Origin of the sequence: Chryseobacterium sp. FH1 (genome assembly GCF_000735135.1) — a bacterium.
Classification (GTDB): domain Bacteria; phylum Bacteroidota; class Bacteroidia; order Flavobacteriales; family Weeksellaceae; genus Epilithonimonas.
Genome location: NZ_JPLZ01000008.1, coordinates 76,251 through 99,725, shown reverse-complemented (window position 1 = coordinate 99,725; position 23,475 = coordinate 76,251). Strand labels below are relative to the sequence as shown.

22 protein-coding genes are annotated in these 23,475 nt (G+C 35.9%); 6 read left to right on the top strand and 16 right to left on the bottom strand.

Features of this window, described 5'->3' with window-relative positions:
• The first annotated feature begins 355 nt into the window (after window positions 1-355).
• Window positions 356-1,018 (top strand): TrmH family RNA methyltransferase, encoded by a 663-nt coding sequence (locus tag IO90_RS17690; protein WP_034970583.1) that lies wholly within the window; start codon window positions 356-358, stop codon window positions 1,016-1,018.
• Here IO90_RS17690 and IO90_RS17685 read toward each other — a convergent pair.
• The 6 genes from IO90_RS17685 to tsaD form a co-directional block, all read right to left on the bottom strand.
• The gene (locus IO90_RS17685; protein ID WP_034970581.1) at window positions 1,015-2,124 is read right to left on the bottom strand and encodes an NAD(P)/FAD-dependent oxidoreductase; all 1,110 of its coding nucleotides are present in this window, start codon (window positions 2,122-2,124) and stop codon (window positions 1,015-1,017) included. The genes IO90_RS17690 and IO90_RS17685 overlap by 4 nt on opposite strands.
• Window positions 2,125-2,418: 294 nt before the next feature.
• Window positions 2,419-3,000 carry a DUF1572 domain-containing protein gene (locus IO90_RS17680; RefSeq protein ID WP_034970579.1) on the bottom strand — a complete coding sequence of 194 codons (582 nt, stop codon included), beginning with the start codon at window positions 2,998-3,000 and terminating at the stop codon, window positions 2,419-2,421.
• Window positions 3,001-3,085: 85 nt separating this feature from the next.
• Window positions 3,086-3,793 (bottom strand): RsmE family RNA methyltransferase, encoded by a 708-nt coding sequence (locus IO90_RS17675; protein ID WP_034970577.1) that lies wholly within the window; start codon window positions 3,791-3,793, stop codon window positions 3,086-3,088.
• A 126-nt stretch (window positions 3,794-3,919) separates the two neighbouring features.
• Window positions 3,920-4,822 carry a DUF808 domain-containing protein gene (locus IO90_RS17670; protein WP_034970575.1) on the bottom strand — a complete coding sequence of 301 codons (903 nt, stop codon included), beginning with the start codon at window positions 4,820-4,822 and terminating at the stop codon, window positions 3,920-3,922.
• Window positions 4,823-4,897: 75 nt separating this feature from the next.
• Window positions 4,898-5,314 carry a hypothetical protein gene (locus IO90_RS17665; RefSeq protein ID WP_034970572.1) on the bottom strand — a complete coding sequence of 139 codons (417 nt, stop codon included), beginning with the start codon at window positions 5,312-5,314 and terminating at the stop codon, window positions 4,898-4,900.
• Window positions 5,315-5,777: 463 nt separating this feature from the next.
• Window positions 5,778-6,794, bottom strand: coding sequence for a tRNA (adenosine(37)-N6)-threonylcarbamoyltransferase complex transferase subunit TsaD (gene tsaD, locus IO90_RS17660; RefSeq protein ID WP_034970569.1), 1,017 nt, complete (start codon window positions 6,792-6,794; stop codon window positions 5,778-5,780).
• Between the two features lie 5 nt (window positions 6,795-6,799).
• Between tsaD and IO90_RS17655 the strand changes: the two genes are divergently transcribed.
• The 3 genes from IO90_RS17655 to IO90_RS17645 all read left to right on the top strand — a co-directional run bounded on the left by IO90_RS17655 (window position 6,800) and on the right by IO90_RS17645 (window position 12,481).
• On the top strand, window positions 6,800-11,449 hold the full coding sequence (locus IO90_RS17655; protein WP_076768799.1) for a translocation/assembly module TamB: 4,650 nt from the start codon (window positions 6,800-6,802) through the stop codon (window positions 11,447-11,449).
• Window positions 11,450-11,576: 127 nt separating this feature from the next.
• A complete protein-coding gene (locus tag IO90_RS17650; protein WP_034970566.1) occupies window positions 11,577-12,047 on the top strand; it encodes an Lrp/AsnC family transcriptional regulator in 471 nt (156 codons plus the stop codon).
• A gap of 65 nt (window positions 12,048-12,112) precedes the next feature.
• Entirely contained in the window at window positions 12,113-12,481 is a 369-nt protein-coding gene (locus IO90_RS17645) for a hypothetical protein (protein WP_034970563.1), read from the top strand.
• Window positions 12,482-13,264: 783 nt separating this feature from the next.
• Here the strand turns inward: IO90_RS17645 and IO90_RS17635 are convergent.
• A complete protein-coding gene (locus IO90_RS17635) occupies window positions 13,265-13,831 on the bottom strand; it encodes a HupE/UreJ family protein (RefSeq protein ID WP_034970560.1) in 567 nt (188 codons plus the stop codon).
• Between the two features lie 63 nt (window positions 13,832-13,894).
• Here IO90_RS17635 and IO90_RS17630 point away from each other — a divergent pair, with 63 nt between their 5' ends.
• Window positions 13,895-14,401 (top strand): DUF6702 family protein, encoded by a 507-nt coding sequence (locus IO90_RS17630; protein ID WP_316931195.1) that lies wholly within the window; start codon window positions 13,895-13,897, stop codon window positions 14,399-14,401.
• Between the two features lie 414 nt (window positions 14,402-14,815).
• On the opposite strand, the gene IO90_RS17625 is transcribed toward IO90_RS17630, so the two are convergent.
• From IO90_RS17625 to radA, 5 genes are all read right to left on the bottom strand, one after another.
• Complete coding sequence (locus tag IO90_RS17625) at window positions 14,816-16,270, bottom strand: tetratricopeptide repeat protein (RefSeq protein WP_034970558.1); 1,455 nt, start codon at window positions 16,268-16,270, stop codon at window positions 14,816-14,818.
• 87 nt (window positions 16,271-16,357) lie between these two features.
• Window positions 16,358-16,939: an ACP phosphodiesterase gene (locus tag IO90_RS17620; protein ID WP_051878919.1), complete on the bottom strand. Its 582-nt coding sequence runs from the start codon at window positions 16,937-16,939 to the stop codon at window positions 16,358-16,360.
• Window positions 16,940-17,284 carry a type II toxin-antitoxin system PemK/MazF family toxin gene (locus tag IO90_RS17615; RefSeq protein ID WP_034970555.1) on the bottom strand — a complete coding sequence of 115 codons (345 nt, stop codon included), beginning with the start codon at window positions 17,282-17,284 and terminating at the stop codon, window positions 16,940-16,942.
• On the bottom strand, window positions 17,274-17,504 hold the full coding sequence (locus tag IO90_RS17610; protein WP_034970553.1) for a hypothetical protein: 231 nt from the start codon (window positions 17,502-17,504) through the stop codon (window positions 17,274-17,276). Before IO90_RS17610 ends, IO90_RS17615 begins: the two co-directional genes overlap by 11 nt.
• Before the next feature lie 68 nt (window positions 17,505-17,572).
• Complete coding sequence (radA, locus tag IO90_RS17605; protein WP_034970550.1) at window positions 17,573-18,916, bottom strand: DNA repair protein RadA; 1,344 nt, start codon at window positions 18,914-18,916, stop codon at window positions 17,573-17,575.
• 289 nt (window positions 18,917-19,205) lie between these two features.
• Between radA and IO90_RS17600 the strand changes: the two genes are divergently transcribed.
• Entirely contained in the window at window positions 19,206-19,706 is a 501-nt protein-coding gene (locus tag IO90_RS17600) for a peptidylprolyl isomerase (RefSeq protein ID WP_034970548.1), read from the top strand.
• 232 nt (window positions 19,707-19,938) lie between these two features.
• On the opposite strand, the gene IO90_RS17595 is transcribed toward IO90_RS17600, so the two are convergent.
• From IO90_RS17595 to IO90_RS17580, 4 genes are all read right to left on the bottom strand, one after another.
• Window positions 19,939-20,712, bottom strand: a complete 774-nt coding sequence (locus IO90_RS17595; RefSeq protein WP_034970545.1) for a hypothetical protein — start codon at window positions 20,710-20,712, stop codon at window positions 19,939-19,941.
• A gap of 63 nt (window positions 20,713-20,775) precedes the next feature.
• A complete protein-coding gene (locus IO90_RS18540; RefSeq protein WP_051878918.1) occupies window positions 20,776-21,570 on the bottom strand; it encodes a hypothetical protein in 795 nt (264 codons plus the stop codon).
• Window positions 21,571-21,575: 5 nt separating this feature from the next.
• Complete coding sequence (locus IO90_RS17585) at window positions 21,576-22,310, bottom strand: hypothetical protein (RefSeq protein WP_034970542.1); 735 nt, start codon at window positions 22,308-22,310, stop codon at window positions 21,576-21,578.
• A 19-nt stretch (window positions 22,311-22,329) separates the two neighbouring features.
• Window positions 22,330-23,367 (bottom strand): hypothetical protein, encoded by a 1,038-nt coding sequence (locus IO90_RS17580; protein ID WP_034970540.1) that lies wholly within the window; start codon window positions 23,365-23,367, stop codon window positions 22,330-22,332.
• Window positions 23,368-23,475: the final 108 nt, after the last annotated feature.

Here is a 23,475-nt window from a genome sequence, read left to right as displayed (position 1 = left end):
ACAAAATTGTGCTTTTTTGAGAGCCTGTTTAAATTTCATCAAAATTATTTCCCCGACCCTAAAGGGAGTAATTTTGATGAAATTTCCAAGACGTTTTTCCACCCTTTAGGGTTGGGGAAAAGAAAAATGCTTTGGAAATTTTATTTTTTAATCATTTTTAAACAGGCTCTGAATCTGCAAAATCCGCCCAATCTGCGAGAAATAATTATTTCTTCGCTGAGCGTCAGCGTCTTTGCGAACCTTAAAATATTTTCAATATTGTCCAAAAAAACTTTGCAGACTTTGCGTTCAAAATCTACATTTTATAAAAATAAAAAACCCGAAATTTGCACCCACCAACTTTAAACACAAAACCTTGAACCCAAATTCTACCTACGAATATCTCCAAACTTTTTTAACGCCAGAACGCTTCGCTAAGATCGAACATTTCGCTCAGGAAAGTTCAGATTTCGTTTTGCCGGTGATGGAAGATATTTACCAATTCCGAAACGCTGCTGCAATTGTCAGAAGCGTGGAAGCTTGTGGATTTCACAAAGTCGTAGCAATGGAAAAAGAAAACTTCTTCGAACCCAATTTGAAAGTCACCAAAGGTGCAGACACATGGGTAGAGGTGGAGAAAATGCCGAGAACGATAGAGTCTTTACAACAAATCAAGAAACGAGGTTACAAAATCGTCGCCGTTTCTGCCGAGAACAACGCAAAAATGCTCCCGGATTACAAAGTTGATGAACCGTTGGCTTTGGTATTCGGAACAGAGTGGGAGGGAACAACGGACGAACTTCTGGATTTTGCTGATGAAACCTTAGCCATCCCAATGTTCGGATTCACGAGAAGCTTCAATGTTTCTGTCGCCGCCGCCATTTGTATGTACGAACTCAAACAAAAACTCCTCAAATCCAACATCGATTACAAATTGTCCGAAGAAAAACTACTTCAAATGAAAATCCGCTGGGCAAAGAATTCGATTCCGAGTGGCGATATGATTTTGGAGAAATATCTGAGGGAGAATAATCTTTAAATCATCCTACAAACCATTTCCCCAATTTTCGGTGCCAGCGCAACACCCATTCCGGAAAGTCTGACGGCGCAAAATTGTCTTTCAGAAAGTTGTTTTACAATCGGCGTTTTCTCGCTTCCCATTGCCATAATTCCCGACCAGCGCATTGCGATTTTGAAATCTAGATTTGGTAAAATCACATCTTTTAAAAATTGTTCCAAATGATTTTGCAGAAATTCCGTTGTTTCAAAATTCGTGGTTTTTTCGGTTTCGAAATCTTGATTTCTTGCGCCTCCCAAAAGAACTCTGTTTCCGAGATTTCTGAAATAATAAAAGCCTTCATCGTAATGGAAAGTGCCTTTTAGTTTCAGATTTTCAATCGGTTCTGTTAAGATGATTTGTCCTCTTGCAGGAATTATTTCTTCTGATTTGAGGAATTTTGAACTAAAAGCATTTGTGCAAAAAATAACTTTTTCGGATTTTAAAATTTGCTTTTCATTGATTTTGATTTCAACTTCATTTTCGGATTCTGAAACAGATTCCACTTCTGTTCCGCAGAGAAATTCCACCTTCAGTTCGTGGCATTTTTCTACAAGTTTCATTAATAATTTCCCTGAATGCAAACTTCCTTCAAAAAGATTCTCAACCAAATATTCAGATTTTCCCAGTCCAAATTCTTCAATTTTTTCATTGACGATTCTGAAAGTGTTTTCAGTTTTTGTAATCGGAAAGAGATGTTGACTCACTTCATCTAACTTTTCCAAAGCAGACTCATCATTCAAAATTTCATAACCGCCACACAATTCAAAATCAATCTCATCTTTAGCAAAATAGTTTTGAATCTTCTGCAAACCTTCGAATCGCATTTTCACCAACTCCAAGGTTTTCTCCCAACCCATTTTCTCGGAATCAGAAATAATTTCTGTCAAACTTCCGAAGCACGCAAAGCCCGCATTTCTTGTAGAAGCGCCAGTCGGAATCGGATTTCTTTCAATAATTAAAATTGATTTTTCAGGAAATTTTTCTTTGATAGAAATCGCAGTCCAAAGTCCTGTAAATCCTGAACCGATAATGACAATATTACGCTTTCTATAAAACGTTTCGAGTTCCCAAATGCTTGGATTCATAGTTTTTTAGTTTTAGTAAGTGAGGAAAAAAATAAACGCAAAGATTTAATTTAAAATTGTAAAAATTTAAGCTTGCAAAGACAGATAAATCTGCATTGATGAAGCTTTTGATTGAACGATTTCTGTGATTTTTTCATTTATTTAATAATTCTGCCTTCATCAAATCAATTTATTGTTATTCTTTGCAGGCTTTAATTACAGAAGATTTGATAAATCTTTGCGTTTAAATTTTGCATAGCCAAAAGTTCTGAAAAATGTCAAACACGATAGTTTTAGGTTGGAAAATTACCCTATTTAAATCTTAAAATCATCTCTCATTTCATCGCTTTTCGCAAAACAAACTGGCGAAGCATTTTCCTGTTCATCAAATTTCGAATGCATTTCCAGATTGAAATCGGCTGACTTATTTCTTGCGATGGAAAGCGTTTGCCAATCCTCATTTTTCATCATTTTGGCAATGTAAACAATTTGACCAATGTGATAAGGATAATGCGCCAACTGACGAAAAACCGCATCAACAACGGAATGCGCTTCGCCACGGATGTAGATTGTGGCATTAAGATTTTCATCTGTGATTTGATTTAAAGCTTCGAACAGACAAAGCCAACCTTTTTCCCAATATTCCAAAACTTCTTCTTTGGTTTTGAAGGTATTTTCAAATTCCGAATCTCGGTTTCGCCAAGGTTTTTCACCGTCTTCGGTTAGGAAATTGGTCCAGCGTGACAGCATATTTCCAGCGATATGTTTTATGATAATCGCAATAGAATTGCTTTCCTCATTGTATTGCCAAAAGATTTGTTCGCCGGAAAGTTGAGCAAGAGATTTGTCTCCCAATTCTTTGTAATATTGAAAACGTTTGATGAATAAGTCTTTCATTTTGGAAATGTTTTAACTTATTAAATATAAAAAAATCCTTTCAAATTTTGAAAGGAAATATATTTTTAAAGGTTAACGTAGAAAACTAGAACATCTTATCATAATTCCAGGAAGCTACAAAAATCCCCGCCGTTTCCGTTCTCAATCTCTGATTGCCAAGCGAAACAGCTTTGACGCCTTTCTCCGCCAATAGCTGAATTTCCTTATCAGAAAAATCGCCTTCCGGACCGATTAGAAATGTGTAAGCTTCAATTTTGTCAAGCTGAGATTCTTGAAGCGCGTTCAAACTAATTCTTTCCAAATTCTCATTACAATGTGCGACAAAAGTATTTTCCGGATTTAAATTTTTTATAAACTCAGAAAACTTTTGAAGATCATTGATTTTTGGAAAGTGAGAACGCAAACTTTGTTTCGAAGCGCCAATAGCTTGTTTTCGCAATTTTTCGATGCTGATATTTTTGCGTTCGGTTTGCTCGGTTAGTATAAAACTAACTTCTGAAATTCCCATTTCGACTGCTTTTTCCAAGAAGAATTCGATTCTGTCGATGTTCTTAGTTGGTGCGATTGCGATATGAAGTTTTGGAGAGAAATCAGGTAGATTTTCTTTGATCTCAGAAACGTTGAGAGAAACTTTTTTTCCTTCGAAAACTAATGTGCCTTTGGCAAGATTTCCTTTTCCATCGGTCAGGAAAATTTCTTCACCTTCACGCATTCTGAGAACTTTTGTAATGTGCTGTTGCTCATCAGAATCAATTATTATTTCGGGGAAAATTTGTCCAAAGAAAAGTTTCATTTTATATTAATTTTAAATTCTAACCAAATAGGCACAAAAGATTTTTTAATTAATGAAGATCAAATAGCTATTTATCCTGCTTATCAATCTTGAAAATATTTTCTATGTGTCTATGTGGTTCAAGTATTATTTCTTTGCAGGTTTCACTGCAGAAAATATTTTCTTACCAACTGTCGCCAATAAAACCGCAACCAATCCAAACACAATTCCCAATCCAAATTGTGGCACTTGCTCCGGAACGTTTGCTGGAATATTCTCTGAAACCCAATGATGAACGGCATCGATGTAATGGTGGAAAATCCCGCCAGAAACCAAAAGCAATGCAACTGTTCCAACAACGCCAAGAACCTTGATGACAATTGGCAAAGCTTTGATCAGAACTTGTCCAAGTCCATTAAAGAAACCTTTGTTGTGGGATTTTTTTTGTAGAAAATATCCAGCATCATCCATTCTGACAATCAATGCTACGAGTCCATAAACACCGACTGTTGCGATGATGGCCACAAAAGAAACACTGATGATCTGGGTGATCAAAGGGTGTTGTTTTTCTAACGCTGTTCCTAAAGCAATAATGACAATCTCCAAAGAAAGGATAAAATCTGTCTTGATCGCCGAACTGATTTTCGACTTTTCCGAGTTTTCGTCTTCTTCTGGCAAAGTGCTTTCCTGAACAACTTCGTGGCCTTTTTTATCGCGGTGGAAAAGGAATTCTACGATTTTCTCCATTCCTTCGTAAGCCAAATAAATTCCACCAAGAATCAAAATATAGTTGATAGCCGGTTCGTACAACCATTTCAGCAGGAAAACTATTGGGAGAATGATGAGTTTGTTGATAAATGAACCTTTGGTAATCGCCCACAGAACAGGAATTTCGCGGGACGAAAGGAAACCGGTTGCTTTTTCGGCATTCACTGCCAAATCGTCGCCTAGGATTCCAGCTGTTTTTTTTGTAGCGAGTTTACTGGTCACCGCGATGTCGTCCATCAATGCGCCAATATCATCTAAGATTGCAAAGAATCCTGAAGCCATAACTTTTTTATTTTTTGCAAAAATAAGTTTTAAAGTTTAGATTTCAATGCTTTAAATTGATGTGCGAAATATTTTTTACTTGATGTTTTGAAACGCGATTTCGTTTTCGCTAAAGAAAGCAACGCCAGTTTTGATTGTCGTGTAAATATCGGTGTCACATTCCCTGAGCGAACATTGGTAAATTTCCTCGACCCAATTGTTGTTGAGGAAAATCAGATTGAGATATTCCTGTTTTCTCAGGTTGTTTTTGATGGAAAGATAGTCCCCTTCTTTTGGCTCATAAGCAACACTAAAGACATTCTCAGCATTGATCTTTTCCAGAATTTCTTCTTTGACATCTTGAAGATAACCTTTCTCAGAACTTATCAAATCAAAATCTTCCGACTCTTCTGTAGTTTCAGTTTTACCAGTTATCGTTTCTAAAATCCAATAAAACTTTGAACTTTTTTTAGATTGTTTTCCTAGTTGTTTTTCTTCTAGTAGTATTTTCATAGGTTTTATTTAGCTGAATTTTTTTTATTAAAGAGCCTGTTTAAATTTCATCAAAATTCTTTTCCCCGACCCTAAAGGGAGTAATTTTGATGAAATTTTCAAGGTGTTTTTCCACCCTTTAGGGTTGGGGAAAAGAAAAATGCTTTGAAAATTCTATTTTTTAATCATTTTTAAACAGGCTCTAAGATTTTTCTACTTTGTGGGTCAGCTAGATTCTTACTTCACTGAATTCATTAGAAAGCTTTAATTTCTGTACTCCGTTTATTGATTATGATTAATTTTAAATATTACAGTTTTTGAAAGTCCAACTGTATCAATTTCATATCACATTTATCCAAATTAGATTCTTGCGAAAAATATTTATAAAATTGAAAAAACATCATTATAAAAATAAATCTTTTCATTTGATTAAAATATTGTTGATTTAAAACTTCAGACTTCCAACTTCTAGCCTCCAGCTTTTCTACAAATCATACTTCGCAGTCGCAGTAGTCCGAATATCCGTAAACTCGCCACGTTCATATTTCAATTTGGCAACCATCGCAATCATCGCCGCGTTGTCTGTCGTGTATTCGAATTTTGGGATGAAGATGTTCCAGCCGAGTTTTTCCTGATTATTTTCCATCGCTTTTCTCAAAGCTGAGTTGGCAGAAACACCGCCGGCAATCGCAACATCTTTGATATTAAGGTCAACTGAAGCTTTTTCCAATTTGTTCATCAAGATTTCAATGATCGATTTTTGAACAGAAGCACAAAGATCATTCAGATTTTCCTTGATGAAATCCGGATTTTTCCTCACTTCTTTCTGAATAAAATAAAGCACCGAGGTTTTAATCCCACTAAATGAATAATCATAGTTCTCCATTCTCGGTTTGTTGAACTGGAAAGCGTCGGGATTTCCCTCTTTCGCCAACTTGTCGATGATTGGCCCAGCCGGATAATCGAGGTCAAAGATCTTTCCGATTTTGTCAAAAGCTTCGCCCGCGGCGTCGTCTATGGTTTTCCCGATGATCTCCATTTCGAAATGATCCTTCACCAAGACAATCATTGTGTGACCGCCAGAAACCGTCAAACAAAGAAATGGAAAAGTAGGCGAAGTTGGATTTGCATCGTCGATAAAATGAGCCAGAATGTGCGCCTGAAGGTGGTTGACTTCTATCAGCGGAACGTCCAGACTCATCGCCAAAGATTTTGCGAAAGAGGTTCCCACAAGCAACGATCCCAAAAGTCCGGGGCCACGCGTGAAACCAATCGCACAAATATCATTTTGTTGTATATTTGCTTTGGAAAAAGCTTTTTCCACGACAGGAATGATGTTTTGCTGATGTGCTCTGGATGCCAACTCTGGGACAACACCACCATATTCATTATGTATTTCCTGATTGGCAGCAACATTGGAAAGGATTTTGTTGCCGCTGATGATGGCTGCGGAAGTGTCGTCACAAGAAGACTCGATACCTAAAATAATTGATCCACTCATAATAGATGGCAAATTTAGAAAATAAAAACACAACAAACGAAGATCCTCATATTGACCAACCTGTCAAAAAGAAAAAGACTTCACTTTTCTGGAGGATTCTCAACTATATCTTTTTCGGGATATTGGGCTTGATTGTTTTGCTTTTCGTGGCCATCAATCTGCCGGTTACCAAACGTTACATCGCGAACGAGGCCATCAAACTTCTTAACAACGACTTCAAAATGAGAATGTCTGTGGAAGATGTAGAAGTTAATTTTTTCGGCGATGTTAAGATCAAAGGTCTTCATATCAAAGATTATAAAAATTATGAATTTGTAAAAGCCAGAGAATTGCGTGTAGATTCGGATTGGTTTGCGCTAGCTTTCAACACGAGAGATATTAAATTCAATCAAGCAACAATCGTGGATCCCGTGATTCGAGTGATTACCTACAAAGGCGACAGTATCAGTAATTTTATCAGATATGTGGATAATTTCCAGTCGGATACGCCGGTAGATCCGAAGAAGCCGAAGTTCAAGATGAATATGAAGATCGATCTCATCAACGGCGTGGCGAGTATCGTTAATGAAAATAGTCCGGGAGAAGCGGGAAGATGGCTGGATGCAAGAAAAGTTAATCTTAACGTGACTTCTCTAAAAGTAGAGGGAGCAGACGTTTTTGCGGATATTCGGAATTTTAGTTTGATTACAAAACGATACGGCAAACAACACATTGTCGATACATTTTCCACCAATTTTGAACTGACGAAAAAACATTTGAAGTTTGGGAATATGACCATCAATACAGACCATTCACTTTTGCAAGGTGAAGCGGTTCTGAATCTCGATCCTAAAACCAAATTTGCAGACTTTGGACACAAGGTGAGTTGGGATTTGAAGATGATTCCGGGAAGTCAGATCAGTGGTTATGATTTGAGTTATTTTGTGACAGATTGGGACAATTACACGCCGATCAATGTATCCGGAACGATGACTGGCCCGCTGAATGATTTCACTTTGAGCAATTTCCTGATCCGTTCTCAGGATGTAAATCTGAATACCAAAAATCTTAGAATCAACGGTGTCATCGATAAGAAATTCTTCATCGAAAGTAAAAATGTCTCAGCCGACTTCACGTACAAAGCTTTGAAAGCCTCACTCCCGAATTTCATTTCAACAAAATTGGGAAATATTGCTGACGATTTTGGAAGGATGAAATACAATGGTTCCGTGCGGGTCAATCCGAAACAGATTTTCGCCAGCGGACAAGTGATCACAGGCATTGGACAAGCGAAAATGAAGGATTTCAATCTTGTGGATTACAGCACAAAACGTCCGAAATATAGAGGTTACGTAGATGTAAAAGATTTGAACGTCACGGCATTGACCAAGAACAAACAAGTTGGATTGATCTCTGGGAAATTCGATGTTCAGGGGGAAGGTTTTGATGTGAATACGATGTACATCAAGACAAAATCTGATGTCGCCCACATCGAACTGATGGGCAAAAATCTGAATAATATTGCCATTGACGGTGTTCTGAATAAAAGACGATTCACCGGAAACCTGAATGCCAATGATCCCAATGCGAAAGGGACTTTCAAAGGTATTGTGGATTTTTCGACTAAAAGATTGTTTGCAGATTTTGTGGCGGATATCAAATATGTTAATTTAAAATATTTCGGCGTTAATTTGGCTGACACCAATTCGATAAGCGGTCTGGTGAACGGAAAAATCTCGATGACCAATCTCAATGATCTAAATCTGGATGCAGACATCAAAGGTTTGACGCTCAATTCTACCGATCAAAAACTTGAAATTCCCGATTCCAAAGTGAAAGCTTTTTTCGAAGATGGAAACCGAATTGTTTCCGTAGATGCGCCTGGAGCGGTGACGGGAAGAGTTTCGGGGAAATTCAATCTGGAGGATATTGGGAATATGGTGACGAATAGCATCAATAAAATATTGGTAGGCAACCCACCGAAGAAAACTTACAACGGACAAAGTTTCGATTTCGATTTTGATGTGAAGCAAGGTCTGGTGTCTTTCTTTATGAAGGATTTGGAATTGAAAAATGGTGCAAAAGTCTCCGGAAACTACATAGGAAATACAAACGATTTAGTTCTGAATGCCGATGCGTCTTACATCAAATATGTCTTGACCAGCAAGAAAGAACTTAGCGAAGCCGAAAAATTCCTTGCCGAAACCGACGCGACTTATCAACCCGATTTGAATAAAGCGAGTGACAGCGCAATGGTCGATAGTCTAAGTTTGCGAGTGAACACAGCAGATTTGAATCAGCAATTGCTGGCAACGGTGAAAAGAGCGCAGTACGGCAACAATGTTTTGCAAGACGTAAAACTCACGGCGAATAGTGAAAATTCTCAAGTGCTTCGCATCGGAACGGTTTTCAAGCTTGGAAGTTTGGAGGACGAAACGGCGAAACAGTTGAAGGAATATGCTGTCAACATTAATCAAACCACAAATCCTGCCGGCGATTACATTATGAGATTTGAACCTACAACGGTGAAGTTCAATGATGTGGCCTGGAGCATTGATACGAGTCCGGAACTCAATCATTCCATTACTTTTCGTAAAAAGGAGAAGGATTTTGTCATAGAGAATCTTCGAATTTTTTCTGATGAAAGTGAGCTTCTCATCAAAAATGCGGATTTCGTTTCCGGAAAAGATTTTACTGCAGATGCCGAAGTCAAAAATCTCGATATTTCGAAACTCTTGGCTTTTGCAAAAGATAAAAATGCCTTAGAGATCAAAGGTGTTGCGAATGGAACCATTCAAATCAGGAAAAATGGAACCAATTTGGAACCTTTGGTGGATCTCAGCGTGAACGATATTTTTATGAATGGCAAAGCGATGGGAAATCTGGTGACGAACATTACTAAAAGCGAAAAACCCAATGTTTTTGATGTGAGCATCAAAGCGTTGTCGTCTGATCTTTTGGGTCATAATAGTTTGGATGTTACAGGAACGATTGACAATAATCCCGATTCGCCAGTTTTGGATGTAAACGCGAAGATGAACGAGTTTGATCTTGGTTTCGCGCAACAATTTGTAAAAGAAATATTTGGGAACTTCCGGGGAAAGGCCACTGGCGATTTGAAGATTTCTGGTCCGCTGAACGACATAGATTACAGTGGTGATCTCGCGTTGAAAGGTTTCGGTTTGAAATTGATGTTCACAGGTGTGGATTATTCTTTCGATGATACCGTCATCAATCTTTCCCGAGGTTTGGCTTTGCTCAATAACATCGGAATCAAAGACGGACGTTCAAATTCCAAAGGAAGTATTTCCGGATCTATCCAGTTTGAGACTTTGTCTTCTCTTGGGATCAACTTAATTATGCGTGCTGATAATCTTTTGGTCATTAATAATACTCAGGATGACAATGATTTGTTTTGGGGACGTGTTTATGGTCAAGGCGACGTCTATGTCAGTGGACCAGTTTCAGGCTTGGAGATTTCAACACCAAATGACGGTTTGAAAGTCCTTAATAATAGTACATTTACGTTCAACAGTGCTTCAAAGGCGAATGTGGACGAATTCAAAATTCTAAGGTTTTTAAAACGTGATGACGAGGGCGGAATCTCTGTTGAGAAAAAGAAAAAATCTGGCGCCAATATGTTGATGGATTTTGATATTTCCGTTGATAAAGGCACTTTGGTGAATGTTTTGGTCGGTGACGATGTGGGAAGCATTACTGTGAAAGGTGACGCCGATCATTTGAAATTCCGAATGGAGAGAAGTGGCAATATCATTATGAACGGAACTTACACGGTGGACAACGGAACTTTTGTTTCCAAGGCTATCTTGGACAGAACGTTCCAAATTGCACGAAACAGTAGTATCCAATGGAGTGGAAGTCCGATGTCTCCGGATCTTGACATCACTGCAAATTATACAAGAACCGTTACCAACGCCGGCGATTATTTGGCAATGTCTCTCGCGCAACCAATCAACGTTGTGTTGACGACGAAAATTACCAATACGCTGACAAAACCTGAGATTGAATTTGGAGTTTCCGCTCCAGACAGTTCCTCTGAAGTGAGAGAAACGTTGGCAACCAAAATGAATAATCAGGATGAACGAACGATTCAGTTTGGGTCTGTTTTGGTGCTCAACAACTTCAATGTTGTGAATAGTGGCGGACTGGATTTTAATCTTCAAAATACAGCGATCAATACAGGTTACAATATGTTGTTCAAGCAGTTGGGATCTGTTCTTAATACAATTAGTAGCGCATTCCAGGTGAATCTGGATTACATCAGTGGCGATCCGAATTCCAATACCGGCGACAGAGCAAACACGAGCGTTAGTTTTGCATTGTCTCCAAGATTCAAATTGAAAACGGGACTTGGAGTTCCGATTACGAGGTTGGATAATACAAGCAACAACTTGCTGTCAGCCGAAGGAACCATCGAGTATGACTGGAGCAGAAACAACAATGGAAGTAGATTGTTCCGAGCCTATTCCAAACCTTCCAACCTTGGATTGGGAACGGCAAATGCGCTCAATCAGAGTTACGGCGTTGGTGTTGTGTACAGTAAAAGTTTCAATTCCCTCAAATATATCTTCAAAAGACGCGAAAGGATAAAAAGAGACTCAGCAGTGGTAGAGCAAAATAAAGAAGATTCCTTAAAAAATGAGGCAATAAAATGATAATTATCATCGATTATGATGGTTTTGTTAAAAGCTGTTAATGTTTTAAGTTTTGTTTTTAGTTAATTTAATTTTTTCTAAATTTGCAAAAAAGTTAGATATATTTTAAATAAATAATAAAATCAAAATGAACTATCAATTAGACGATATCGATAAAAAAATTCTTGATTTCTTAGTAGAAAACACTAGAATGCCTTTTACGGAAATTGCAAAGCAAATGGATGTTTCTGCAGGAACTATCCACGTAAGAGTTAAAAAAATGGAAGACGCAGGTATTATTTTGGGATCTTCTCTTAACATAGATTACAGCAAGTTGGATTACAACTTCACAGCGTTCATCGGAATCTTGCTTACAAAATCAAACCACACTCAGGAAGTATTAAAGCAATTGGCTTTGATTCCAAACGTGGTAGAGGCAAGTGTGACTTCTGGAAAATATAACATTTTCTGCAAAATGAAAGCGAAAAATACAGAAGATGCGAAGAAGATCATTTATCAAATAGATGATATTCAGGACGTAATGAGAACAGAAAGTATGATCTCTATGGAGGAGTACATCAGTGATAAGAACCGTTTGATAAACGCGGTTAGTATATAGTTAGTTAGTAGAATTTCTATAGAAAGGGCTTACTTTTGTAAGCTCTTTTTTTATATTTTTATAGGATGGAATCAATAGACAGAAGTTTCAAAAACAACAAGGATTATTACCTCATTTTCGGATTGGTGTTGCTCGTTTTTTTGCTTAGTATTAATACTGACGTTGCAGAATATTCGCTTCATAAGCAGATCAATATTCCACAAGGTTTTTTCTATTACACGTTTGGTGTTGATGTTTTGGTTGTGCTCAGTTGGCTTTTGATTATCTTTTTCAGAAAAATTGGTGTCATCCTTTTTCCGCTGTTTGTAGCGGTCCATTTCTTCCTGCACAATTATTTCCTCAGCACATTCTTGTATTCCGATGTTACAGTCTTGTTTTTGTTTATTGGCTTAGGTTTGTTGGCTGTCATTCCGAGGTGGAATGTTTTGAAGTAAATGTGCACTTTTAAACAAACTTTAATAAATCTCAATCTAAAAAACTTTATCTCGTTGAGCTTATTTCTGTAGTTTAGCGATCTCAATAGCTAATTGTTCGATTTCTTCTTTGGAATTTTCTTTGTAAATTAAAGAAATGTAGTGATTGCCATTAAGTTTATCTTCTATGATAATATTTTTTTAAGAATAAATCCGGATTACTCACTTTCTGAAATAAGGAATTGAAAAGATTAAATCTATATTCCTGATAGCTTTCAATTTTTCTGGAACCTCGGTAGAAAATTTCAGAAATGTCACAGTAGTAATATAAAATCACATTTTTATCAATTATATAATCTGAAATAACTTTAATGATATAATTGAAAGTTTTTATTGAATTTGTTAAAGAAATCTGATTTATCGAGACAAGACTAATATCTATAATTGACGTCTTTATAGGAACATTGGATTGATTGAATAATGTAAAAGATAAAATGTATTTATTGCCTTCTGAGGTTTCAAAAGGAATGTCGCATTCCAAATCTAACCTTTAGATTTTTTTAAAAGTTTTATTAGAAACGTTGTTTTTGACCTTGCTTTTCTTTGCTTCTTTTTCAGCACGTAAAGACATAAAAACGTTAACTACATTTTTATTAGGCTTTTCGATATGTAAAACAGATGTCTTCATTAATTAGCAACAAAGTTACAATAATTATTTAATTTTTAAAATTCGATTTTATTATGAATCAAGATGTTAGTTTAATAATCTAAGTCATTAATAAAAATAGAGCAGTCATTTATTCCTCAAAACGGCAACCTTTCCAAAGCCATTTGCAATGCAAGCGCACCTGAAGCGGACGAAGTGATGAGGAGCCATTCGCGTTGATTCATCTTAGTGAGTTTTGATAAAATGGTGAAGATGGTCAAGATGATCAAAACCATTGCAATCTGTCCCAATTCAAGCCCGATATTGAAGCCTAAAAGCGGAACTGTAATGCTTTGTTCTTTTGCCAGCATCATTCTCGCCGTATTCGCAAATCCCATCCCGTGGATCAATCCGAAAAATAATGCAAAATAATATTGATAAGGTCTTTTGCCACGCAACAGAATATTATCCAAAGCCGTAATGACAATCGTGCAAGGAATCAGGAATTCAACCCAACTGCTTTTCACGCGGATGATATCAAAACTCGACAGCGCCAAAGTGATGCAATGTCCAATTGTAAAAGCGGTAACTAGAATCAGTAATTTCTTAAAATCTTTGAAACTGTAAGATGCAATCAAAGCCAAAATAAAAAGCTGATGATCCAAGGCGTCCAAAGACATAATATGATCCCAACCCAGTTGCAAATAAAATAGAAAATCCTTCATCGTTTTTAATTTCTGAAAACCGTACGAAAATAATGATTAATTTTGATTTTCAATTACGTTTCGATGATGAAAAAATCCCTGATAGTCTTTATTCTTTGCTCTTTTCTCCTTTGTATTGTTTCTTTCTATCCACATCCCTATCACGTAGGTTCGATGGAATTTAATTATAATACAAAATCCAAAACATTCGAGATCGTGGGCAAGTTTTTTATGGATGATCTGGAAAATGCCCTCAATAAAAAATATGGGAAGTCTGTCCATTTTCTTGATTCGAAATCAAAGTCAGAAATCAATAAGCAATTAAAAAATTATTCCGCAGAGTATATCAAGTTAAAATCTGATAATCAATTTGTTAAAATCAATTTTGTTGGCTATGAAGAAGACCACGAAAGCGTGAATGTCTACTTGGAATCTGAACCGATTTCTGCTCCCAAGAAAGTAGAAACCGCAGTTAGTTTTCTCTATAATCTTTTTGATGACCAAATGAATATCATACACATTATCGTAAACGGCGAGAGGAAAAGCGAAAAGTTGACGTATCCGAATCGTTATCTTCATCAGCAATTTTAATCAAATGAAAAATGTTAGAATAAAAAAGAAAAGATAATACTGTAAACAAAATTCTCATCGATCGGCAAGACTAATCCCGGAAAATAAAAAACCCCAGATCTTTTTCAAATCGGGAGCTTTATTTTATCAGCATTTGATATGGAAATATTTCCAAGTAAATTGAAAAAAAAGTTGCTGATAATCTCGAATTAATGAACATCATCGTCATTGGACTGATGTTCCGTCTGTGTTTTCAGAATCTAAGCGCGGTGCTTTAAGGCAATAAATTTTTTTTTGGTTTTTAGTCGATTTTTAAATCTGCAACAAAGATTGCTATTTAACATAATATTACCAAAAAAACACCTACAACATATCTACTACATGATTGCAAGTTGTTGATAATTAAAATGATAAATTCGAGATTGATAACATTTATTAGAAATTCATCATCCAATTGTTGAGATCAACATCAGACGAAATGTTCAACTGTTTTCTAAGCCTGCTCTTTTTCATCTCCACACTTCTCACAGAAATGTGACTACAACTGGCGATTTCCTTGGTAGAAAAGTTGAGTTTAAGTAATGCGCAGAATGCCAATTGTCCACTGGTCATATCAGGATACTTGTCCGTCAGTTTTTTATGGAAATCGGGATATATTTCTGTGAATCTGCTTAGGAAAGAGGAGTCATTAGATTTTGCAAGCTCCAATAATTCTGTGAAAGAAGCATTTATTTTTTGCTCAAATTCAGTGACTAGACAGTCTGTCTGAATATCGTTTATGGCCTCTCTCTCTTTCTTTTCTCTTTTATAACGCTTGAAAAATCTGATTGTGAAATACATTTTTACTGCAAAAAATATCAGAAATCCGGCTATTATGTAGTAAAGATTTTTGTTCCAACCTGTTTTCTCAAGTTCTAAAATGTTTTTGGCAACTTTATCAGTTTCTATTTTTTCCTTCTTTCTGGTAATATCGCTTAACTCCTTCGCTTTTTTAGAATAAAATGTATACAACTTATCTTCACCAAATTTCTCATAAATGGTAGCTAGGTCTTCGTAGATATATTGTAACCTATACATATCTTGCGCTTTTTCGAAGATTGGGAGGGCTTGCTTGTAATAATGGACAGAACTGTCCAATTTGTTCATTTCCAAATAGGTATTTCCAATGCCGTACAATCCAAAAGCTTGATTGATAGAATCGTTAACTTTTTTTGCAAGTGAATACGCCATTCGATTGGATGCTAAGGCGTCATTGTATTTTTCAAGATCAATATAGGTGTAGCCTAAACTAGAATATTGGATGGCCAACCAACCATTTCTCTTTTTCTCATTTTTAATCTTTTTGTAATATTCAATACTTTTCAGATCATTATGAATGATTTTGCTTGAGTCTAAATATTGCAAATTCATGATTTCAGATCTGCCGGAATAGATCTGTCCCATGGAACTGTTAAACTCGTCGTGGTCTTTTACATTTTCACAAAGTTTTTCTGCATTTTTATTGGTTTCGTAAGCTTTGTCAAAAAAACCTAAATATGAAAATGCCAAGGCTTTTGCAATCAATGCTTGTACAGAGTGATAGTAATCATTTTCTTTGGTCGCAATTGCAAGTAGGAGGTCTGCGGTTTCTAAAGCTTTTTGCTGCTCGCCCAGACCAAGGTAAGAATTAATCCTGGCTTTTAAAGATTGTGCTTTTCCCAGATAATAGCCGTTGTTATCAGAATCTTTATAGGTTTTCTGACTTATCTCAATAGCTTTGTTGCGATCGGCTAGTTGGAAACTGCTGGAAATCAGGCTGTCTATTCTTTTAACAGAAAATTCTTGCGCATTAATGAAAAGTGTGCACGAAAATATGAATATAACTAGAGTAAGTTTTCTTTTTGGATCCACGATTTTGTTGTGACCACAAAAGTATTAAAAATCTAATGATAAAGGGTTATTAATATCTATTTTGTTGTAATATTTTGTATTCGTAACTTAATAGAATTCTCTAGGGTTGAACTCTCTTTCACATTCCGATAACAGATCTGGGTAGAACTTATCAAAACATTTTTGGAGTTCCTCTTTATTTCTAAGAAATGCATCAAAGACTGGAATGTCCTTTTCCAGATAAGTCGCTTTGTGGAGGACATTTTGCATACTGAATTTGATGCCTTGGTCTTGTCTGTAATTGGAAAGCCAATCATCTTGTTCCATTCTCACAAGCATTCTTCTGTAATTTTCTGGAAGCCACTCTTCATTTTCCCAAAGGATTTTATAAACTTTCCCTGAATGTACTTTTAATTCAGCTTCCGAATAAAGATGTGCTACAAAATAATCGAAAGCTACATCTACAAATGCACCAGAATAAAGTCTAACCCAAGGACTGAAAATTTTTTTAGCCTCCGAAACAGCCGGATGAGAATCGGTAAAAGTATCAATCGCCCGATGAAGTTTGATGCCTTCCTGAATCTCCAAAGGAAAATTTTCCCGCTCCTTGTTTTTTATGAAATCCGCAATCATATTGCCAACGAGTTGTCCGTTGGTAAATGAGAGGATGGAGTGGGCGAGGTAGTTCATTTAATCTAAATCTAAAACTATTTTCAGGCTGGCTTTCACTTCTTCAATTTTTTCTGAAGAGATATTTCCAATTTTTTTTATGAATCTTTTGTTGTCAACTGCTCTCAATTGGTCAATCATGATTTCGCAATCTTCAAACATATTATTCTTTTTAGAATCTAAGAAAATGCGGATGAATTCTGCATTTCTAACCTTTGTAGTTATGGGGCAAACAATTGTAGAGCTGTGTTCAACTTCGTTTAGCAAATTGGTTTGAACAATCAAAACAGGTCTAGTTTTTCCAGTTTCAGAACCAATTTGCGGATTGAGGTCTGCAATCCAAATTTCAAATTGATTATAAACCATCTTCCAAATTTTCAAATTCTTTCAAAATCTCCATATTGTCTTCCCTCACCAACAAAGAACTTTTTCTGAGTTTTGCTTTTAGGATTTCTCGTTGTTGAATTTTGTTGTAAAAATCCAAAGCTTCATTGATATAGCGATTTCTCGGTTTCTTATGTTTGGAAAGAATCATTTCTGTTTCAGAAAAAATATCGTCTTCTATTTTTAAAGAAATAGTTTTCATTTTCTTTGATTTTATTAAAGTAAATATACAAAATAATATACCAAAAGTATATACTTTTTAAAATCAATCTAAAAAAGTCTTTCCACAAAGTCCTCTATCTTACTTATTTCCTCAACTTTGATTCCGAATTTCTTCTTTGGTAATTTATTAAGGTTAGAAATGAAAATTTTCTCATAACCCAACTTCTCTGCCTCGGTGATGCGTTGTTCTACCTGAGCAACGGGACGAATTTCACCACTCAAACCAATTTCGCCTGCAAAACAATAATGTTCCGAAATAGCAATGTCTTCATTACTCGATAAGATTGAAGCGATAACAGCCAGATCCAAAGCTGGATCGTCAGTTTTTATTCCGCCAGTGATATTAAGGAAAACATCTTTGGAACCAAGCTGGAAACCGGCGCGTTTTTCCAGAACTGCGAGCAACATATTCAATCTTTTGGAATCAAAACCAGTCGAACTTCTTTGTGGCGTTCCATAGACCGCAGTGGAAACCAAAGCCTGAATTTCCAGCAACATCGGTCGATTGCCTTCCAAAGTTACTGCAACAGAATTTCCGGAAAGTTCTTCAAATTTCTTCGTAATGAGAATCTCAGATGGGTTTTTAATCTCTTTCAAACCGGTGGAGATCATCTCGTAAATTCCGATCTCTGAAGTGGAACCGAAACGGTTTTTATTTGCTCTCAGCAATCTGAAGAGATGATTTCTGTCGCCATCAAAATTAAGAACCACATCCACCATATGTTCCAAAACCTTTGGTCCTGCGATTTGTCCGTCTTTCGTAATGTGTCCCACAAGAAATACCGGAATATTATTTTCTTTGGCAAACTTGATGATCTCATTGGAACATTCTCTAATTTGTGAAACGGTTCCTGGCGAACTTTCTATCAATTGCGATTGCAAAGTCTGAATAGAATCAATAATGACAAAATCGGGCATCAGTTTCGTGGCCTCGTGGATGATCTTTTCCAAAGAAGTTTCTGTGAAAAGGAAACAGTTCGGGTTCTTGACTTCCGCCAATCGGTCGGCTCTCATTTTGATCTGTGATGCACTTTCCTCGCCCGAAACGTACAGGATCTTTTTCTTCATTTTCAAAGCGAGTTGAAGAAGCAAAGTCGATTTTCCGATGCCTGGTTCACCGCCGATCAATGTGACAGAACCTAAGACGATTCCGCCACCCAAAACGCGGTTGAGTTCTTCGGAAGGTGTCACGATCCTTGGTTCTTCTATGGCTTCCACCTCGATAATGTTGATGATGGAAGATTTGGATTTTGTCGCTACAGATTTCGTGGATTTTTCAACGATCTCTTCCACAAGTGTATTCCATTCGCCACAGGTTTTGCATTGCCCGTGCCATTGCGAATATTGTGCGCCACAATTCTGACAGAAATATAGAGTTTTGAGTTTTGCCATTCTAATTAATAGGTAAAAATTCTAATTCATCGACTTTTGTTTCAATAATATTAAGTTTCTTGTTTTTCTGAAAACTGATTGTTATTGAAAAAACTAAAGCGATAAAAAGAATAATTTGAGGTTTAAGTTTTGCCATTCTGCGAAGTTCAAGAAAAATTTCGGAAAAGAAAAAGATTAAAAAGAAGTTTTATTTCCAATTTTCAACACTTAATTTTCAAAAGCTTAATTTTGCAGTGTGATACATCACGAATGATATCACCCAAAAATTTATAATATTAAATAATTTAAAATGGCATTAGACAAAAATCACGTAGTAACTCTAAAATATGTGCTACATACTAATGATGAAAATGGAGAAAAAGTATTTGTAGAAGAGACTTCTGCAGAAAATGCTTTGACATTTCTTTATGGCGTTGGAATGATGATTCCAAAATTCGAAGAAGAAATCAAAGACTTGACAATTGGCGACAAAGCGTCTTTCGAGATTGCACCAGGCGAAGGCTATGGCGAGAGAGATCCTCAAGCCGTGACGCAATTACCAGTTGATATGTTTGAAGGTCAGGAATTGCCTCCAGTTGGCGCCGTTTTACCACTTTCCGACAACAACGGAAACAATTTCCAAGCAATGGTTTTGGAAGTAACTCCAGAAGCTGTAACAGTAGATTTGAACCATCCAATGGCGGGGAAAAGTTTGTTCTTCGATGTTGAAATTCTGAACGCACGTCCTGCCACAGAAGAAGAATTGGCTCACGGTCACGCTCATGGCGAAGACGGTCATTCTGGACATTAATATCAGTCCTTTGTGAAAAATATAAAACTACTCAATTGCTTGGGTAGTTTTTTTTATTTAAATAAAATCAAAACCTGAGAGCCTGTTTAAAAATGATTAAAAAATAAAATTTTCAAAGCATTTTTCTTTTCCCCAACCCTAAAGGGTGGAAAAACGCCTTGAAAATTTCATCAAAATTACTCCCTTTAGGGTCGGGGAAATAATTTTGATGAAATTTAAACAGGTTCTAAGTTTATCTGCTGTCAATGACTTTGTAAGCATCTTGGATAATCTGATCCGGAGAGCTGTTCTCAAACTCGTGCTTTTCTTTTTTCAGATGAAATATTTTCTCCTCGGACGGCATTTCTTCTTCCATCGTATTGATGATTTCCTGCTTCAGTACACCTTTTACCAGATCATAATTCAGAGATTGATGACTTCCCGCTCCCATATTGTAAGTTTCGATATGTGTCAAAAGCAATTGGTTTCCAGAATATTTGAACGTACTGAAAAGATTTCCAGTCGGGCCGGTTCCATACAAATCGATGTTAAGTTCGCCTTTTTCGATGCTAATCGTTTCCGTATCATATATTTTGTAACCACTTTCCGTGTATTCATCGGGCATTACAGTGTTCGAAACTTTGTCAAGGCGATAGCTTTTGTCTTTATTTTGCAAAAGCACGAGCAAAGAGCGGGAAGCCATTTTGCTTTTTTTATCTTTTCTGACAAAAACGATATCGCGCAGGCCATCATTGTTTAGATCGCCTTCAGTCTCATATTGGATTTCAAAAACATCTGGTTCTATCAAAAAATCTGATGCTTTGTTTCCTGTTTTTGGAAAGTTATAAGTTGGGTCTTCGTCAGATTCTTCGTATTGTTCTCCAGAATCTATTTCAGTAAAATCTGACTTGATGATTGCTGTGTCGGTTTTCTTTTCATTAATGATTTCCGTTTCCTTTTTGCAGGATTGAAAGGCGAAACCAAACAAAATCATTAGAAATAAAAAGCAAGTATTTGTGTTTTTCATATTTGAGTTTTTAAGTAAGGTTCATCATTAAGTCAAATCAATTTTCATTTATTTTTGAAATATTTACTTCTCGATAATCTTTATTTTGAAAAATTTGTACTTTCCAGATTCATAATCGAAGTCATATTTTTCCAGATAAAATGTGTGGTCATCAATCCAAAAACCATCACGGATATTGCACAGCATAATGGATGTTTCCTTCTTGAAGTCCTTCTCCAAATCAATGATCTTCACAAATTCGCCATTGATTTTCTTCTGAATGAAATAGCCCAAACATTCCTGCCCATCATAACTTCCATTGATTCTGAAAATTTCATTTGGTGAAGAATTGATGAGGTCTGGATTTCCAGTTTCCTCAGTTTCTTTTCCGTTTTTCAAATTAAAACTAATGTCGGTCGAATGTCCGCCTTCGCAAAGCAAAATATCTTCTTCAGGATAGTAGGCAATGAAAAAGTAGTAGTCAAATTCTTTGTCATTTCCATAAGTCTTTCCATTTCTGAAATGTATTTTTTTGACAGCAGGATTCACTCCAAAATCTGGATTCTCATCAAATTCAACAATGCCTTTCAATAATTTTTTAGCTTGATTGATATCCGTTATTTTTACCAGCTTTTTCTTGATTGGCGTCGTTTTCCTTTTTATAGAACGATATTCTAACGAATCAATTTTCTCAACCGTGAAATCGTATGTAATATCTTTTTCAAGTTTTTCAATCGGCGTTGTTTTTAGATTTGAACTGTCTTTTGGCATTTCAATTTTAGTTTCCTGAAGGATTTTTCGCTCCGTTTTATTTTCACAAGCTTGCAAAATGACAATAAACGAAATCAGTGGTAGAAATGTATTGTGGGCGTTTTTCATTTTTGTTAATTAGCCAGTTTTACTGCAAATTCCTCGAACGATTGTTTTGCGCTTCCCATAAAGTTGTCTAGCGCATTTTCTGCTTCGCCTTCTCTGGTGATTTTTTTAAGAATCTTCGCATTGTCATAATAGAAAGTATAAATTTCATCAAACGTCTCAGTCTGCTCTTGGTCGATGTACGTATCTATTTCAAAAGTCACTTTGATAGATTTTGGGTTGATTTCTTCAACTTTTTTGATATTATGAGTCATCGCACAGCCAGTTCCACAACTGATCACGAAAGATTGATTCTTGACTTTAGAAAAATCTCTTTTCGAAATTTCATTACTAAGCTTTTTTGAAGAAATCAAAAATTCCTGATAATCTAAGAAATCTGGGTCGCCTGCAGGTCTCAAACTGTCCATTTTCCATTTGATTTCCAGCTTGTTTCCCCTTACAAACTTCGGATTGTCTTTATTAAAAATCAAATGGATTGTATCCTTACTTTTCTTTACGACAAAAAGATAATCATCAGTATAATCCATGAAATCTACAAAATTCACAGTGTCTGTGTAGATTTTCCCGAGTTCAATATTTTCATTTGGTCTCAACAAACTTTTAAATTCTGTAAGTTTTTTTTCTACATCAATATTTTTTTGAACTGAATTTTCTTTAGATGAATTTTCGACTTTTTTTTCACAAGCTTGCAACACGAAAACAACCATTACCAGAGGTATAAATGGAGCCAATATTTTTTTCATAATAGTAAATCTGATTTAATTAATTTTGAATCTTAATTCTTTTTCGAATTTGCCACATTACCAACCAGTAAAATAAAAGCAGAAAAGGATAGGTAAAAACGATGAAAAAGATGTAGCCGTGTTTCGTGTGTTTTTTTCCTAGACTGAGGTTGATCAAATCATAAGACAAAAAATAGATCACATAAAAAAGGATTGGAACCAAAATAATTCCTAAGACAAAAACATAGGTTTTCGCATTTCTTCTTAATAATTTTAAATTGATTAAAAACAGGCCGATAAGTCCTAAAAATGCAATTCCCAAAGGATCGATAAACATCAGAACCTTTGAGAAGACTGACGTTTTCTCTGATATTGTAATTTTAATATTCTCGTGATTTCCAGATTTGATGATCCATTTTGCGAGATTGTCTTTGATGTCAAAATCCCCAAGATTTGATTCTGTGATTTCTGCATCATCATCAATCTTCAAATTAACTTCGATGGGTCCAAAAGATTTCCAAAACTTTGATGGATAAAGTGAATATTCCAATTCGTAATTCCTGATAAAACCAAAAGTGTTGTATTGGAGAAACGCATCGTACTTGACTTCTATGACATTTTCTCCTTTCGCTAGATTTGCTGAGAAATAGATTAATTCTTCTGGATTGACGATGATTTCCGAGTCTTCGGAATATTTTAAAAACATACCGTCTTTTTTCTTTTCGATGAAAGAATAATCGTTTTTCTCAAAATTCAATTTTTGAATTGAAGCTGGACGATTGTTGATCTTAATTTCTTTTTCGTTGCTAATACCTAGCGCCAAAAAGACCAAAGGAAGCGTTTGCTTTTCGTCGGAATAGATGTAGTATTTGATCTTGTATTCAGCGTAATAATATTGATCTACAGGTTCTTTGATCAAACGGATATCAATTATTTCCCTTTTGACCACAGCATTCGATGAGCCAAACAAAACAGAATGTTGCGAGCCATCGACCCAAGGTTTCGCCATATTTCCAAAAACCAACAATGGAAAAATGCATAGCAAAAAACTGAAGTTCAATTTTTGGATTAAGTTCATAGTTGTTCTGGTTTTTATTTAATGTTAGCTAAAATTACGTAAAGAAATCTCAATATCACAAACAAAAAAAGCTCCCGATTGGGAGCTTTGATAAGAATTATTTTTAAG

Excerpts from the sequence above, each read along its gene's own strand:
- IO90_RS17685 (WP_034970581.1), bottom strand. The coding sequence starts at position 2,124 with ATGAATCCAAGCATTTGGGAACTCGAAACGTTTTATAGAAAGCGTAAT.
- IO90_RS17680 (WP_034970579.1), bottom strand. The coding sequence starts at position 3,000 with ATGAAAGACTTATTCATCAAACGTTTTCAATATTACAAAGAATTGGGA.
- IO90_RS17675 (WP_034970577.1), bottom strand. The coding sequence starts at position 3,793 with ATGAAACTTTTCTTTGGACAAATTTTCCCCGAAATAATAATTGATTCT.
- IO90_RS17670 (WP_034970575.1), bottom strand. The coding sequence starts at position 4,822 with ATGGCTTCAGGATTCTTTGCAATCTTAGATGATATTGGCGCATTGATG.
- IO90_RS17665 (WP_034970572.1), bottom strand. The coding sequence starts at position 5,314 with ATGAAAATACTACTAGAAGAAAAACAACTAGGAAAACAATCTAAAAAA.
- tsaD (WP_034970569.1), bottom strand. The coding sequence starts at position 6,794 with ATGAGTGGATCAATTATTTTAGGTATCGAGTCTTCTTGTGACGACACT.
- IO90_RS17655 (WP_076768799.1), top strand. The coding sequence starts at position 6,800 with ATGGCAAATTTAGAAAATAAAAACACAACAAACGAAGATCCTCATATT.
- IO90_RS17650 (WP_034970566.1), top strand. The coding sequence starts at position 11,577 with ATGAACTATCAATTAGACGATATCGATAAAAAAATTCTTGATTTCTTA.
- IO90_RS17645 (WP_034970563.1), top strand. The coding sequence starts at position 12,113 with ATGGAATCAATAGACAGAAGTTTCAAAAACAACAAGGATTATTACCTC.
- IO90_RS17635 (WP_034970560.1), bottom strand. The coding sequence starts at position 13,831 with ATGAAGGATTTTCTATTTTATTTGCAACTGGGTTGGGATCATATTATG.
- IO90_RS17630 (WP_316931195.1), top strand. The coding sequence starts at position 13,895 with ATGATGAAAAAATCCCTGATAGTCTTTATTCTTTGCTCTTTTCTCCTT.
- IO90_RS17620 (WP_051878919.1), bottom strand. The coding sequence starts at position 16,939 with ATGAACTACCTCGCCCACTCCATCCTCTCATTTACCAACGGACAACTC.
- IO90_RS17615 (WP_034970555.1), bottom strand. The coding sequence starts at position 17,284 with ATGGTTTATAATCAATTTGAAATTTGGATTGCAGACCTCAATCCGCAA.
- IO90_RS17610 (WP_034970553.1), bottom strand. The coding sequence starts at position 17,504 with ATGAAAACTATTTCTTTAAAAATAGAAGACGATATTTTTTCTGAAACA.
- radA (WP_034970550.1), bottom strand. The coding sequence starts at position 18,916 with ATGGCAAAACTCAAAACTCTATATTTCTGTCAGAATTGTGGCGCACAA.
- IO90_RS17600 (WP_034970548.1), top strand. The coding sequence starts at position 19,206 with ATGGCATTAGACAAAAATCACGTAGTAACTCTAAAATATGTGCTACAT.
- IO90_RS17595 (WP_034970545.1), bottom strand. The coding sequence starts at position 20,712 with ATGAAAAACACAAATACTTGCTTTTTATTTCTAATGATTTTGTTTGGT.
- IO90_RS18540 (WP_051878918.1), bottom strand. The coding sequence starts at position 21,570 with ATGAAAAACGCCCACAATACATTTCTACCACTGATTTCGTTTATTGTC.
- IO90_RS17585 (WP_034970542.1), bottom strand. The coding sequence starts at position 22,310 with ATGAAAAAAATATTGGCTCCATTTATACCTCTGGTAATGGTTGTTTTC.
- IO90_RS17580 (WP_034970540.1), bottom strand. The coding sequence starts at position 23,367 with ATGAACTTAATCCAAAAATTGAACTTCAGTTTTTTGCTATGCATTTTT.